The following is a 12,815-nucleotide window of genomic DNA, read 5'->3' as shown; positions in this document are numbered from 1 at the left end:
CCTTCCGTTAGGCTACTTCTCTTTCCTCCTTCACCGCCAGCTGCCCGCAGGCGGCGTCAATGTCCTTGCCGCGCGAGCGGCGGATGTTGGTTTGCACGCCGCGGTCGGACAGGTGCTTGTGGAAGGCGGTGATTTTGTCGTCGGCCGCGTTCTGGTAGTCGGCGTTTTCGATGGGGTTGTACTCAATCAGGTTCACCTTGCAGGGTAGCCACTTGGCAATCTTGGCGAGGTGCTCAGCATCGTCCAGCCCGTCGTTGAAGCCGTCGAATACGATGTATTCATAAGTGACTTTGCGGCCAGTTTTCTGGTGGTAATACTGCAGGGCCTCCTTCAGCGCGGCCAGGGAATTGGCCTCGTTGATGGGCATGATTTCGTTGCGCTTGGCATCGGTGGGCGCGTGCAGCGAGAGGGCCAGGTTGGCCTTCACGTCGTCATCGGCCAGCTTTTTAATCATCTTGGCGATGCCCGCCGTGCTGATGGTGATGCGGCGCGGGGCCATGTTCAGGCCATCGGGCGAGGTGATGCGGCGCACGCTTTCCACCACGTTGGCGTAGTTGAGCAGCGGCTCGCCCATGCCCATGTACACGATGTTGGTGAGCGGCGTGCCGTACTGGCTTTCGCACTGCTCCCGGATGCGCACCACCTGGTCGTAAATCTCGGCCGCATCGAGGTTGCGCTTGCGGTCCATGTAGCCGGTGGCGCAAAATTTACAGGTGAGCGAGCAACCCACCTGGCTCGAAATGCAGGCCGTCATCCGCGTATCGTGCGGGATGAGGACGCCTTCCACCACGTTACCGTCGTAGAGTTTGAAGGCCGATTTGATGGTGCCGTCGCTGCTGAGCTGCTTGTTTTGCACCGTCACGCCGTTTATCACGAAGTGCGCGGCCAGCAGCTCACGCGTTGCTACCGAGATGTTATTCATCTCCTCAAACGTGGCGGCGGTGTTCTTCCACAGCCACTCCGTCACCTGCTTGGCGCGAAAGGGTTTCTCCCCGTGCTCGACCATAAAAGTCTTCAGGTCGTCGGACGAAGTTTTGCGGATGTCGCGTTTGGTGGGCGTAGGGGCGAGGGGTAGTTCCAGTAACATAGCACAAAGATACAAGCAGGTAGGGCGTTGGGTTCCGGGGGTGAACTTTTAGCGGGGGCGGCGTATTTTGCAGAAGAACTTTCGCTTTCGCCCATGAGCCACCAGCAAATCATTGAACAAACCAGCCGGATTTTGGCTGAGCTGGCCGAAGAGCAAGCGGCCGAGGTGCTGGACTTTGCCACTTTTTTGCGGCAGCGACAGCAGCAGCGGGCCCTTGCTGACGCTGCCTTACTGACCCAGCAGATAGCGACGCACGTCCTGACTTCGTCAACCTTCGCCTTTCTACACGACGAGGCTGAGGATGTGTATTCGCTGGCCGATGTGAAATTTCGCTACGATATGCCGTCCGCCGATGCAGCCGAGTAAGGGCGACATTGTGCTATTGAACTTTCCGTTTTCAGACTTGAGCGGTAAGAAAATGCGGCCCGTGTTGGTGCTGGCGGTGCGCCGTGCGGAAGTCACGGTGGCCTTTATTTCTTCGCAGGCAGACAAATCGGAGCCGGATGACCTGACGTTGCTGCCCGCCGCCCATACTGGTCTCACGCGGCCCTCGCTGCTGCGGATAGCTAAGCTGGCTACTCTTGACCGGCGGCAAATACAGCACGGAATGGGCCGTCTCTCTACCGACGAATTGGCTCAGGTTGATGCGGCAATGCGTCGGGTGTACCAGCTTTAAGTTTATGCTACCTGTGCCGCCAGCGCCTCCGGTAGCAATCGCAGCTTGCGGATGTTGTAGTCGAAGCAGAGCATGCCGGTTTTGGCGCGGGCCACTTCCTTGCCGGCTTGGTTGTGCACGTGGTACACCACATCGAAACCGTATTTGTTGGGGTCGGCGGCAGCCATTTTGATGTGCAGCACGTCGCCGTGAAAGGCTTCTCCCTTGTACTCCACGGCTGCGTCGACCATGATGAGGCCGAGCTTGCTCACTGGGTCGTAGTCGTTTTCCAGGCCCAGCGAGCGCAGAAAATGCACCCGCGCCTCGTGCAGCAGGCCCAGCAGGGCGTCGTTGCCAAGGTGGCCGCCGTAGTTCAGGTCGGTGATGCGCACCGGAATTTCGGTGGTAAAGGAGAAGGTATCGGGCAGGGCTACTTTTACGCGGGCCATGGGGTGAATTAAAAATTGAGAATTAAAAATGACTGACCAGGAGCCAAGCCAGGAAGGGCCAAAGGTAGAAGTGCGCGTCACGGCCGACGGTTCGGCCACGCTGTTCGTGCCCGCGCTCAACGAGCATTACCATTCACAGCACGGGGCGCGGCAGGAGTCGGCGCACGTTTTCATCCGGCACGGGCTGATGCCGTTGTTGGAGGCCGCTGCCGTAGCGTCCCGGCCGGTGCGCATCCTGGAAATTGGCCTGGGTACCGGCCTCAATGCCCTGCTGACCCTGGAAGCCAGCCAGGCGACGGGAGCCCGTGTCGAATACGATGGCCTCGAAACCTTCCCGCTGCTGCCGGCCGTGGTGGCGGGCCTGCAGCCGGAGTGGGACCAGCGCGGCACGCCGCTGCGCAAGCTGTTTGCCGAGCTGCACGCCGCACCCTGGGGCCCGCCAGTGGCGCTGTTGCCCGGTTTTGTGCTGCGAAAGCTGCACCAGCCGCTGCAAGAAGCCAACCTGCCGGCCCACTACTACGACCTCATTTATTTCGATGCCTTCGCTCCCGAAAAGCAGCCCGAGTTGTGGACCGAAGCAGTTTTTGCGCAACTCCACTACGCCGCCGCCCCCGGCGCGGTGCTGGTGAGCTACTGCGCCCAAGGCCAGTTCCGGCGCCACCTGCGGGCCGCCGGCTGGATGACGGAGCGGCTGCCGGGCCCCCCCGGCAAGCGCGAAATGACGCGGGCCGTGAAGGGAGTGACTGAGCGGGGGAGTGACTGAGTGCTGTTGCTTTCTTTTGCATTCTGGTCAAATGTTATTCCACTCAGTCACGCTTCCACTCAGTCACTCTTTTGTCCCGCAAATTTCTCGAAACCGAAAGCCCCGCCTGGGTCGCCGACGGCCTCATCAGCGCAGCGCAGCAACAAAAGCTGCTGGCCCGCTACCCGCCCGAAGCGCAGGCGTTGGGTCTGTTGCCCATTTTGGGCAGCCTGCTGGTGGGCCTCAGCGGCCTGAGCGTGGTGGCGGCCAACTGGCAGGGCCTGCCCGCCGCCCTGCGGCTGGCGCTGTTGCTGGGCAGCCTGCTGGGCAGCTATGGCGCGGGAGCCTATTTCCTGCGGCGCGGCAACCCCGATTTGGGCCACGGCCTTATCGGGCTGGGGCTGATTTTGTTCGGCGCCAGCATCATTCTCACCAGCCAGCTCTACCAGTTGGTGGGCTACGATGCCAGTGGCCTGCTGGCCTGGGTAGTGGCTGGCGTAGCGCTGAGCTACGTGTATGGCTCGCGGTTGCTGGTGCTGCTCACGGTGCTGATTGGCGCAGCGGTGCAGACGTATTGCGTGGAGTCGCTGGGGATTTTCAGCTACGTCACGGCATGGCTGGTGGCGGCCGGGCTGGGCTACTACTGGTGGCGTCGGCCCGATGTCGTGACCAGTACCGTATTGGCCGTGGGGCTGCTGTGGCAGGCGGGGCTGCTCATTATCGTGCTGCATTCCAAAATCACCTGGTTTTTCGTGCCCGCCATGGCGATTTACGCGGCCGGCGATTGGCAGTCTAACCGCGCCGGGGGTCGGGCCCTGCAGGTGCCGCCGCTGGTGGCGGCGTATCTATTCATGTTCGGGCTGGCTATTTTTGGCGAAACCGATGCCTACGCCAACATCCTGCGGCCGCCGCTGCTGCCCTACCTGGGGGCGCTGGGAGCGGTGCTGGCGGTGTCGGTGGCGGGCAAGCGGGCGCGGGGTCGGCTCAACTCGCTGCCCGAGTGGCTGCTGTTGCTGCCGGGCTTCTACCTGCCGGGTGGGCTGCCGCTGGCCGTGGCCACGCTGGTGGTGCTGTATGCCCACGCCGGCTCGGTGCTGGCCCGCGCCAACCGCGACCAGGACCCCGAGCAGCTGACCGTCGGCGCGGTGCTATTCGTGGCCGCTACCGCCGTGGCGTACTTCAAGCTCACCTGGGGCTTCATGGATAAGTCGTTGTTTTTCCTGGTGGGCGGCGTGCTGCTGCTGGGCCTGAGCTGGTATTTGCGGCGGCGCAATGCGCAGGTTTTGGCCGCGGCTGGGCCAGTAGCGGAGGCCTCCGCTACTGGCCCAGCCGGAAATTTAACTGATGCACCTGGCCCGGTCGCGCCCGTGGCCTCCTCGCCCTCGCCCGAAAATCCACCTCGTAATGACTGACCTGCTCACCTGGTTTTCAGCCCCCACGCGCCGCCGGCCGCTGCTGCGCCTGCTAGTGGCGGTGCAGGTGCTCTATATTCTGGGGGTGGCCGGTGCGGGCTACGCCACCACGGCCCTGGGCCAGCAGGTAATGCTGGCCACTACGCCCATCGACCCGCGCGATTTGCTCTACGGCGACTTTGTGCGCCTGCGCTACGCCATCAGTGAAAGCCCCTTGCGCCTGTGGCGCGATGAGGCGCCGCCGCGCCGCCGTCAGGCCGTATTCGTGCTGCTGGCTGCTGGTCCCGACAGCCTCAGCACGGCCGTTGGAGTCTACCCACAAGCGCCCAAGCCCGGCGTGGGCCAAGCCGTGCTGCGCGGCTGGGTTACCGATGTGTACCGCAGCTCGGTTAGCCTGCGCTTCAACCTGGAGCGCTACTACGTGCCCGAAGGCAGCGGCCTGCGCCTCGAAAAAGCCGGCCGCCTGCACCCGTTGCGGGTGCGCGTCAGCATTGCGCCGTGGGGCCAGGCGCGCATTGCCAGCGTAGCGGTGCCGAAGAAATAGCATCAAGGCAAAATCTATGAATCGCACAAAAAAGGAACGTCCTGCTGAGCGGAGCCGAGGCACCTCGCGTGGAGTAGTAATCCAATCGATTGAGTTACTACCCCACGCGAGATGCCTCGACAAGCTCAGCAGGACGTTTTATTGCTAGCAGGTATCCCTACTGAATCCGGTACGTGACGGGCACGGTGAACGACACGCTGACCTCGCGGCCGTTTTGCTTGCCGGGAATGAACCTGGGCAAGGTCTTGATGGCCCGCAGGGTTTCCTCATCAAGCCCCGAGCCCAGGCCTTTCACGATTTTCACGTCAATCACGTCGCCCTTGGGGTTCACCGTGAAGCTCACGAACACCTTGCCTTCAACGCCGTTGCGCAGAGCCAGACCTGGGTATTTCACCGCTTTCTGAATGGCCGTTACGATGGCCAGCTGCCCGCCGCCACCGGGCAATTCGGGCATCTGCTCTACGTAGGTGTAGGGGCGGATTTCTACCACGTCGGTGACAGGTTGGCTCTCCTTGGCAATCGGCAAAATTTCCGAAGTGGTAGCGCCCGCGTTGGGGTCGCCTGTTTCAGTGCGGGTGCCGGATTCTTTGCCCAGCAGCTCCTCCTGACTGGGCACCTCGCTTTCCTTGGGCGCGAGCTTTTCCTCCACCACAATCGGTATCACGTTTTTCATCGTGGGCGGCTGCGGGGGCATCGTAGGAGGCTTCACCGCGGCCGGCGGTACCACGGGGGCCTCCGGCTCAGTGGGCATGTCGATGATAATGGGGTTGGCCACCACGATGGGCGGGGCCACGGTTGGCAGCGGTTCTTTCAGCAGCTGGGCCACCAGCGGAAATACCAGCAGTAGCGCGCACATGGCGATGGCAATTATCAGCGCGCGCATGATGTGGCGCTGGTAGAGGGCCCGGAGCACGTAGGCGCCATAGCCGCGGTTGCGGCCATCAAACACGATGTCGTCGAGGCTGGCCGTGGCCAGCTGGGCATTGGTCATCATAAAGTTGCGCGGTTAAGAAGGGTTAAGTCGTCCTGCGTGATTTTCACGAGGGCGTATTGCTGTTGGTGCGTGCGGTTCATTTCGTCCAGGATGTCCACCAGGTCCTGGTACTTGGCGTTGGGGCTGGACTTAATCAGGACAATCACCGGGCCCTGCTGCTGCCGCCGCCGCACGGCTTGTCGGATGCCGGTGGCGGTGAAGTTGGTGGTGTGCAACTCCGGGGCGGCCGCGACGGTGCCTTTGGGCGTATTCAGCCCGAAGAAGTAGTGCACCCGATGGCCCTTGCCGAGCAGGATGGTCATGGCGGTGGATTCCCGCACCGGGGTGTCCACCTTGCTTTTCACCGGCATATTCAGCTCCATCTGGTAGGGCCGGGCGAAGGTGGTGGTGAGCATGAAGAAGGTGAGCAGCAGAAATGCCAGGTCTACCATGGGCGTCATGTCGATACGGGTCGACATCTTCTTCGCTCGTCGTTTGCCGGGCCTGTGGGAGCCGGCGGCTTGCTGCTGGATTTCGGCCATGGGTGCTATCCAATTAAGTGAAAGATAGCCGACCAACGCCCCGCCCGAAGGCCTTATTGTGAGTGATTTACCGCGAAAAATTATATTTTTAAGCGCATATCATCCCACACGAAAAACACGTTACTACCGAATGCTTCCGAAGTGCTGCACGCCGCCCGGACTCAGGCAGGCCGTGAGCGGCACATCGGTCGGCCGCACGTCGGCAATGGCTTCGGGAAGCGGCTCATTAAGCACATTGAGGCCGATGAATTGCGTGCCCGGCCGGCACTGGGCCAGAAATCGGTCGTAGTAGCCCGCCCCATAGCCCACACGATGGCCGGCGCGGTCCATGGCCAGCAGCGGCACCAGCACCGCGTCGAAAGCGGTGGCCGGCACTTCGGTAGCGGCGGCGGGCTCGGGAATACCCCAGCGGTTGAGGTGCAGCAGCGTTTCGGCAGTCAGCTCGTAGTGGGTCAGCGAAACGCCATCGGCCGGTACCACGGGTACGGCGAGGCGAATGGGCATTTTTTCGGCCCAAATGCGACGAATAATGCGCCAGGTGTCGGGCTCGTGGCGCTGGGTTATGGGCAGAAACACGTGCAGCCAGCGCCACTCAGCTACCGGGAAATGCTGGAACAGCTGGTCGCACAGCTGCTGGCTGCGATGGGCTACTTCCTGTGATGATAAAGCCGCCCGATGAGCTAATGCGGCACGACGTAATTCGGATTTTATCATCAGCGTCGTGTTTTATTCTTCCTCCAGCACCGTGAACTCCAGTGCCAGCGGCTCAAAAGCCTCGAGCAGCTGCTCGATAAAGCCGGGGTTGTTAATCAGAATGCTGAGCACGTTTTCGCTGCGCTCCTGCAGGCCGCCGCTGGGGAAAAGCTTTTCCTTGAGCGCCGCTAGTTGCGTGTAGGCGGTTTCGTGCTTGGTTTCGGCAGCTTTGCTCAGGCGCTTTTCGAGGCCGGCGAGGCCTGCGGCGGCTTTCTGGGCTTCGGCGGCCACGGTTTTTACCAGCGTGGGGTCGAGGCGCTGGGCCACGTCCTGCACCTGCTGGAAAGCGGCGGCCAAGGTCTGCTGTTGTTCTTTAAAACTGATTTCTTCCTGGCCCAAGGCAGCTCCGACTTGCTTCTTCAACTCGGGCAGCGGCCGGAAAATCTCGTGGGTGGTCAGGCCCAGCTTCTTCAGCTTGCCCGCATTGGCCCGGCTGATGTACTCGGCCGAATTGCGCGGTAGCACCATCGGCATGGGTACCCCGAAGGCCGCAAACACGTCTTTCAACTGAAACCAATAGGCCACCTCCGCCGCGCCGCCGATGTAGGCCAGATTGGGCAGCAGCATTTCCTGATACACCGGCCGCAGCACCACGTTGGGGCTGAACTGCTCGGGGTGCTGCCGGGCCAGCGTCAGTAATTCGGCCTGGCTGTGGCACTTGGCCGTGTTGCGAATGGTCACTTCCACGCAGTCGGCCCCGCTGGCATCGGGCTCCAGGCGCTCGCGCTTGCCTTCGTCGGTGAGGAAAAACAGGTTGATGGGCCGCGAGTACACCTGCGGCTTGTAGCCCGCGGCCGTCAGGCGGGCATTGGTGGCCTGCACGGCGGCGTTGGAAGTTTGCTCCCGAATCTCCTGTTCCAGCAGCGGCACCAGCGCCTGTTTCAGGGCCGGGCGGTCGGCATCCAGCGTCACCAGCCCGAACTCGCCAAACAACGCATCGGCCAGCTTGCGGGTAGCTTCAGCCAGCGTTTTCGATTCGGTGTAGGCCTTGTGGAAGGCCGCTGGCACCTCGGGTGGCAGCTGACTCAGGAGCTGCTCGCTCAGGCCGTCGAGCGGGAGCCGGCCCACCGGGCCGCCGGTGTTGGCCGCGTCCCAGGCGTAGGTTTTGCCAAACAGCGAGAGGTGGTTGATTTCGGCGAAATCATGGTCCTCGGTGGCCATCCAGTATACCGGCACGAAGTCGTACTGCGGGTATTTCGTCTTCAAATCGCGGCTTAGCTTGATGGCCGACGCAATTTTATAGATGAAATACAGCGGCCCCGTGAGCAGGTTGAGCTGGTGCCCGGTGGTCACCGTGAAAGTAGTGGGCTCGGCCAGCAGCAGCAGACTGTTCTCGATGGCCGGCTCCGGCTCGGGAGCCAGGCCGTACTGGTCGCGCAGAGCCCTCACCAGCCGTTTGCGGGCTTCGGGCGCATAAGCAGCTTTTTTCTCCTCAAGCTGGTCGGCAAAGTTTTCCAGCGAGGGAAAGCGGTGGTAGAACGGAGCTAAAGCCGGATTCCGGGCAATGTAGTCAGTCAGCAGGTTGGAGAAAGCACCGGTTTCGGCGTAGGGCAGCGTGGTACAGCGAGTAGACATGGTGGTAATACGAGCAAGGCCGGGTTCAGTGCGAACCTTAGCCAATGGCAAAAGTCCGCACAAAACCCGGCCCCGACTTAAAAGTTAGTTTACGAGGCGCACTGGCCGCTACACCAGCTTTCCGTACAAATCGAAGTCCGTAGCGGCAGTAATCTTCACGTTGGCGAAGTCGCCGAGGCGCACAAACGTGTCGCGCTCCACCGGCACCAGTACCTCATTATCCACCTCCGGCGAGTCGAACTCAGTGCGGCCCACAAAATGGCCGCTTTCCTTGCGGTCGAACAGCACCTTGTAGGTCTGGCCCACGCGCGCCTCGTTCAGTTCCATCGAAATACCCTGCTGCAACTCCATGATGGTATCGGCGCGCTCCTGCTTGAGCTCGGCCGGCACGTCGTCGACGAGGGTGTGCGAGTGCGTGTTTTCCTCGTGCGAATAGGTGAAGATGCCCAACCGCTCAAACCGCGTCTGCTCCACGAAATCGTACATTTCCTGGAAGTCCTGCTCCGTTTCGCCGGGGTGGCCGCTGATGAGCGTGGTGCGGAGCGCAATGCCCGGCACGCGCTGCCGAATGGTGTCCACCAACTCAATAGTCCGGCGCTTGGTGATGCCGCGGCGCATGCTCTTGAGCATGGCGTCGGAGCCGTGCTGCAAGGGCATGTCGAGGTACTTGCAAATGTTTTCGCGCTCGGCCATCACGTCCAGCGCATCCAGCGGGAACTGCGACGGGTAGGCGTACTGCAGGCGAATCCAGTCGATGCCGGCCACGTCCGACAGGTTGCGGAGCAGGTCAGCCAGCTTGCGCTCGCCGTAGGCCTGCAGGCCGTAGTAGGTCAGGTCCTGGGCAATAAGAATCAGCTCCTTGGTGCCCATGCTAGCGAGGCGCTTCGCTTCCTTCACCAGGTCCTCAATGGGCCGGTCCACGTGCTGGCCGCGCATCAGCGGGATGGCGCAGAACGAGCAGGGCCGGTTGCAGCCTTCCGCAATTTTGAAGTAGGCGTAGTGGCGCGGCGTGGTCAGCAGGCGCTCGCCAATTAGCTCGTGCTTGTAATCGGCGTTCAGCACCTTCAGCATCTGGGGCAACTCCAGCGTACCGAAATAAGCGTCTACCTGCGGGATTTCCACTTCCAGCTCGTCCTTGTAGCGCTGCGAAAGGCAGCCCGTCACGTAGAGCTTGTCCAGGCGGCCCGCCGCCTTCTCGTCCGCGTAGCGCAGAATGGTGTCGATACTTTCCTGCTTGGCATTGTCAATAAAGCCGCAGGTGTTGATAATAACGATGTTGGCGTCGGACTTCTCGGCCTCGTGGGTCACGTCGAAGTCGTTGGCCTGGAGCTGGCCCATCAAGACTTCGCTGTCCACGATATTCTTCGAGCAGCCCAGGGTGATGACGTTTACTTTATTGGTAGTCTGATTTCTAACCTTCATGAATCACGGTATTATCGAATTCCGCGCGGGGAGGCGGATTGCATAGAATGCCCGGGTGGGCGAATTGGTTCGGTTGTGCTTGATTTAGAGCGCCTCAAACTGCCGTAGGAAACGCATGTCGTTTTCCGTAAACAGGCGCAGGTCCTTAATCTGGTACTTGAGCATGGCAATGCGCTCGATGCCCATGCCCCAGGCGTAGCCGGAGTATTTCTCGGAATCAATCTTGGCGTTTTCGAGCACGGCGGGGTCCACCATGCCGCAACCGCCGATTTCGACCCAGCCCGAGTACTTGCAGATGTTGCACCCCGCGCCTTTGCAAATGAGGCAGGTGATGTCAATCTCGGCGCTGGGCTCGGTGAAGGGGAAGAAGCTGGGGCGGAAACGAATGTTGATATCGGCCCCGAACAGCTCCTGCACGAAGTAGTACACCGTCTGCTTGAGGTCGGCGAAGCTCACGCCTTCGTCAATGAAAATGCCTTCCACCTGATGAAACATCATGTGGGCGCGGGCCGAAATTGCCTCGTTGCGGAACACCCGGCCCGGCATCACCCGGCGGATGGGCAGGGGCTCGGTTTCCATCACGCGCACCTGCACGGTGCTGGTGTGGGTGCGCAGCAGGTGCGGCTGCGTACCGGGCTCCGCGCCTGCGGGCGGCGTCACAAAGAACGTGTCCTGCATGTCCCGCGCCGGGTGGTTTTCGGGAAAGTTGAGGGCTGTGAAATTGTGCCAGTCGTCCTCAATTTCGGGTCCTTCAGCCACCGCGAAGCCGATGCGGGCGAACACGCGCAACATCTCTTCGCGCACCAGCATCAGCGGGTGGCGGGTGCCCAGCGCGTGGGGCACGGGGGGCAGGGTGTAGTCGAAATCGGGGTTGGCGGGCGTGTTGTCGGCGGCGGCTTCGGCGGCCTGCTGGGCTTCGTCGAAACGGGCCTGGGCCTGCTGCTTGAGGGCGTTGAGCTGCTGGCCTACGGCGCGCTTCTCATCGGCGGGCACGGTCTTGAGCTGGTCGAACAAGTCGGCCAGGCGGCCCTTGCGGCCTAGGTAATTAATGCGAAACGCATCGAGGGTCGCCGCATTGTTCAGCTCGGCCGTTGTAATTTCGGCCGCAAGCGCGGCAATTAATTCCTGCATCATAGGCCGCAAAGTTACGGCAAGGGGCGGACCCTGGCCGAACGATTCGCAAACACATTCAGTTAACCTGCCCAGTACTCATCCACGTAAATTAGCCACCATGAAAAGTGCATTGTTTTTTCTGCTTATTACCGGAGGTTTAGCCACTTCCGCCGCTGCCCAGGGCGGGGGGTGGGACGCACCTAGCGGGTGGGACACTCCCAAAAAGAGCCCGGCCAAAAAAACGACCAAGAGCAGCGCATCGCAGGCCGCTGGCCAGAAAGCCCTCCAGAACGGTGGGGCAGCCGCTGCTCCCGCACCTGAGCTGTCGGCCGCTGCACCCGAGCCTGCTGCCGCGTCAGCGCCAGCCGCCGGCGGTTTTGGCGGTGGTGGAAGTTCCTCCGCTGCTACCGGTGGACTGGGCATTTCGGTGGCTCCCGGCACGCCGGTGCAGCTTCGGGGTGGCCGTAGCGTGATGGCCGATGAGGCCGCCGCCGTGCGTGAACGACGCACCAACCGCAAGGTGCGCCGCCCCAAGCCCTGGCCTCCACGCCCAACGGAAGTAGCTACAACCGCTCCCGCGCCTGCCGCCGTGCCTGCTCCGGCCCCCGCATCCACCGAAGGTGCCGAAATGAGCGCCACCGGCACCAAAGCCGCTGGCGGTGCTGCCGCCACCACCGGGACAGCTAAGCCGAAAAGCGCCACCAAAGCACCCGCCAGCAAGGCTCCGGCCGCTAAGAAAAAAGCAGCTGAGCCCATGGGTTGGTAGTCCGGCCGCCGCTGCTAATCGGCGGCTGATAATTAGATTAACTTGTTTTAGAAATTAATGCAAGCCTGCCGGCTCCGTGAAAACCGGGGCCGGCAGGCTTTTTTTGGGCTGATTGAAAATCGATTCAGAACCAGGCTGAACGGGTCGAAGCATCCCGCCCGCTTCGTTGTGGGAACGTGAATTTGCCGCTGCGGTGGCGATGCTTTGACACGCCCGGCGCGGCATTCCCAAGCAGTTTTACAAGGGCCAGACAGGACCAATCTGAAAGTTGGCACACTTTTCGATTTGTCCCCTAACAACTACGATAAACGTGTTTTTTCAACCTTCTATTCAGCCTTCAGCCATGGTTCGCTCCTTCCTTACACTCGCACTGTCGATGTTCCTGCTGGCTGAAGCCAGTGCCCAGACGGCTCCCGTTACCACCACCAAAAAGACTACGACCAAATCGGTGAAAGTCGCCGCCCGCAAGGCCAATAAGGCCCGCCGCGTCGCACTGAAAACGGTGCCCGTTACGCCCCTCGCTAATGACGGCTGGCCTCCCCTCGAAGAGCAAACGGCCGTAGCCTCGGCCACCACTGCTACCAACGGCGGCTGGGAGGCGGGCGCACCTGCCGCCAGCTCGCGTGGCGAAATCGACAACGCCAACGTGTACGCTGCTCCCGGCATGCCCATTCACATTCGGACTACCAACGTGCCCGTGCCCTACAGCGTGCGCCCGCCCCGCAAGCCTGCCAGCACCCAAACCACGCTTGGCAACTAGGCACCGAGCAGTCCGCCAGACC

The 12,815-nt window shown here is 61.7% G+C and carries 15 protein-coding genes; 7 read left to right on the top strand and 8 right to left on the bottom strand.

What is annotated here, in order from left to right; all coding sequences use genetic code 11:
- Nucleotides 1-7: 7 nt before the first annotated feature.
- The gene (rlmN, locus tag IEW17_RS06445; protein ID WP_188561216.1) at nt 8-1,087 is read right to left on the bottom strand and encodes a dual-specificity RNA methyltransferase RlmN; all 1,080 of its coding nucleotides are present in this window, start codon (nt 1,085-1,087) and stop codon (nt 8-10) included.
- 93 nt (nt 1,088-1,180) lie between these two features.
- Between rlmN and IEW17_RS06440 the strand changes: the two genes are divergently transcribed.
- Together IEW17_RS06440 and IEW17_RS06435 are read left to right on the top strand one after the other, a co-directional pair.
- Nucleotides 1,181-1,453: a hypothetical protein gene (locus IEW17_RS06440; RefSeq protein WP_188561215.1), complete on the top strand. Its 273-nt coding sequence runs from the start codon at nt 1,181-1,183 to the stop codon at nt 1,451-1,453.
- The gene (locus IEW17_RS06435; RefSeq protein WP_188561214.1) at nt 1,440-1,763 is read left to right on the top strand and encodes a type II toxin-antitoxin system PemK/MazF family toxin; all 324 of its coding nucleotides are present in this window, start codon (nt 1,440-1,442) and stop codon (nt 1,761-1,763) included. The genes IEW17_RS06440 and IEW17_RS06435 overlap by 14 nt, the downstream gene beginning before the upstream one ends.
- A gap of 2 nt (nt 1,764-1,765) precedes the next feature.
- Here the strand turns inward: IEW17_RS06435 and IEW17_RS06430 are convergent, their stop codons facing one another.
- Nucleotides 1,766-2,191 (bottom strand): thioesterase family protein, encoded by a 426-nt coding sequence (locus IEW17_RS06430; protein ID WP_188561213.1) that lies wholly within the window; start codon nt 2,189-2,191, stop codon nt 1,766-1,768.
- 28 nt (nt 2,192-2,219) lie between these two features.
- Between IEW17_RS06430 and mnmC2 the strand changes: the two genes are divergently transcribed.
- The 3 genes from mnmC2 to IEW17_RS06415 all read left to right on the top strand — a co-directional run bounded on the left by mnmC2 (nt 2,220) and on the right by IEW17_RS06415 (nt 4,889).
- Nucleotides 2,220-2,954 (top strand): tRNA (5-methylaminomethyl-2-thiouridine)(34)-methyltransferase MnmC2, encoded by a 735-nt coding sequence (gene mnmC2 / locus IEW17_RS06425; protein ID WP_188561212.1) that lies wholly within the window; start codon nt 2,220-2,222, stop codon nt 2,952-2,954.
- Between the two features lie 71 nt (nt 2,955-3,025).
- On the top strand, nt 3,026-4,345 hold the full coding sequence (locus IEW17_RS06420) for a DUF2157 domain-containing protein (protein WP_188561211.1): 1,320 nt from the start codon (nt 3,026-3,028) through the stop codon (nt 4,343-4,345).
- Complete coding sequence (locus tag IEW17_RS06415; RefSeq protein ID WP_188561210.1) at nt 4,338-4,889, top strand: GDYXXLXY domain-containing protein; 552 nt, start codon at nt 4,338-4,340, stop codon at nt 4,887-4,889. Before IEW17_RS06420 ends, IEW17_RS06415 begins: the two co-directional genes overlap by 8 nt.
- A gap of 157 nt (nt 4,890-5,046) precedes the next feature.
- Here the strand turns inward: IEW17_RS06415 and IEW17_RS06410 are convergent, their stop codons facing one another.
- The 6 genes from IEW17_RS06410 to pheS all read right to left on the bottom strand — a co-directional run bounded on the left by IEW17_RS06410 (nt 5,047) and on the right by pheS (nt 11,288).
- A complete protein-coding gene (locus tag IEW17_RS06410) occupies nt 5,047-5,883 on the bottom strand; it encodes an energy transducer TonB (protein ID WP_188561209.1) in 837 nt (278 codons plus the stop codon).
- Nucleotides 5,880-6,404: an ExbD/TolR family protein gene (locus IEW17_RS06405; protein ID WP_188561208.1), complete on the bottom strand. Its 525-nt coding sequence runs from the start codon at nt 6,402-6,404 to the stop codon at nt 5,880-5,882. The genes IEW17_RS06410 and IEW17_RS06405 overlap by 4 nt, the downstream gene beginning before the upstream one ends.
- A 123-nt stretch (nt 6,405-6,527) precedes the next feature.
- Entirely contained in the window at nt 6,528-7,118 is a 591-nt protein-coding gene (locus tag IEW17_RS06400) for a 5-formyltetrahydrofolate cyclo-ligase (RefSeq protein ID WP_188561207.1), read from the bottom strand.
- Nucleotides 7,119-7,130: 12 nt separating this feature from the next.
- Nucleotides 7,131-8,732, bottom strand: a complete 1,602-nt coding sequence (gene bshC, locus IEW17_RS06395) for a bacillithiol biosynthesis cysteine-adding enzyme BshC (protein ID WP_188561206.1) — start codon at nt 8,730-8,732, stop codon at nt 7,131-7,133.
- A 108-nt stretch (nt 8,733-8,840) separates the two neighbouring features.
- Nucleotides 8,841-10,154: a 30S ribosomal protein S12 methylthiotransferase RimO gene (gene rimO, locus IEW17_RS06390; RefSeq protein ID WP_188561205.1), complete on the bottom strand. Its 1,314-nt coding sequence runs from the start codon at nt 10,152-10,154 to the stop codon at nt 8,841-8,843.
- Nucleotides 10,155-10,238: 84 nt separating this feature from the next.
- Complete coding sequence (gene pheS, locus IEW17_RS06385) at nt 10,239-11,288, bottom strand: phenylalanine--tRNA ligase subunit alpha (RefSeq protein ID WP_188561204.1); 1,050 nt, start codon at nt 11,286-11,288, stop codon at nt 10,239-10,241.
- 97 nt (nt 11,289-11,385) lie between these two features.
- Here pheS and IEW17_RS06380 point away from each other — a divergent pair, with 97 nt between their 5' ends.
- The gene (locus IEW17_RS06380) at nt 11,386-12,033 is read left to right on the top strand and encodes a hypothetical protein (RefSeq protein WP_188561203.1); all 648 of its coding nucleotides are present in this window, start codon (nt 11,386-11,388) and stop codon (nt 12,031-12,033) included.
- Between the two features lie 343 nt (nt 12,034-12,376).
- Nucleotides 12,377-12,793, top strand: a complete 417-nt coding sequence (locus IEW17_RS06375; protein ID WP_188561202.1) for a hypothetical protein — start codon at nt 12,377-12,379, stop codon at nt 12,791-12,793.
- Nucleotides 12,794-12,815: the final 22 nt, after the last annotated feature.

Source organism: Hymenobacter frigidus (genome assembly GCF_014640435.1).
Lineage (GTDB): Bacteria > Bacteroidota > Bacteroidia > Cytophagales > Hymenobacteraceae > Hymenobacter > Hymenobacter frigidus.
Note: the sequence above shows the minus strand (reverse complement) of the source record. Positions and strands in the feature narration are given on the sequence as shown.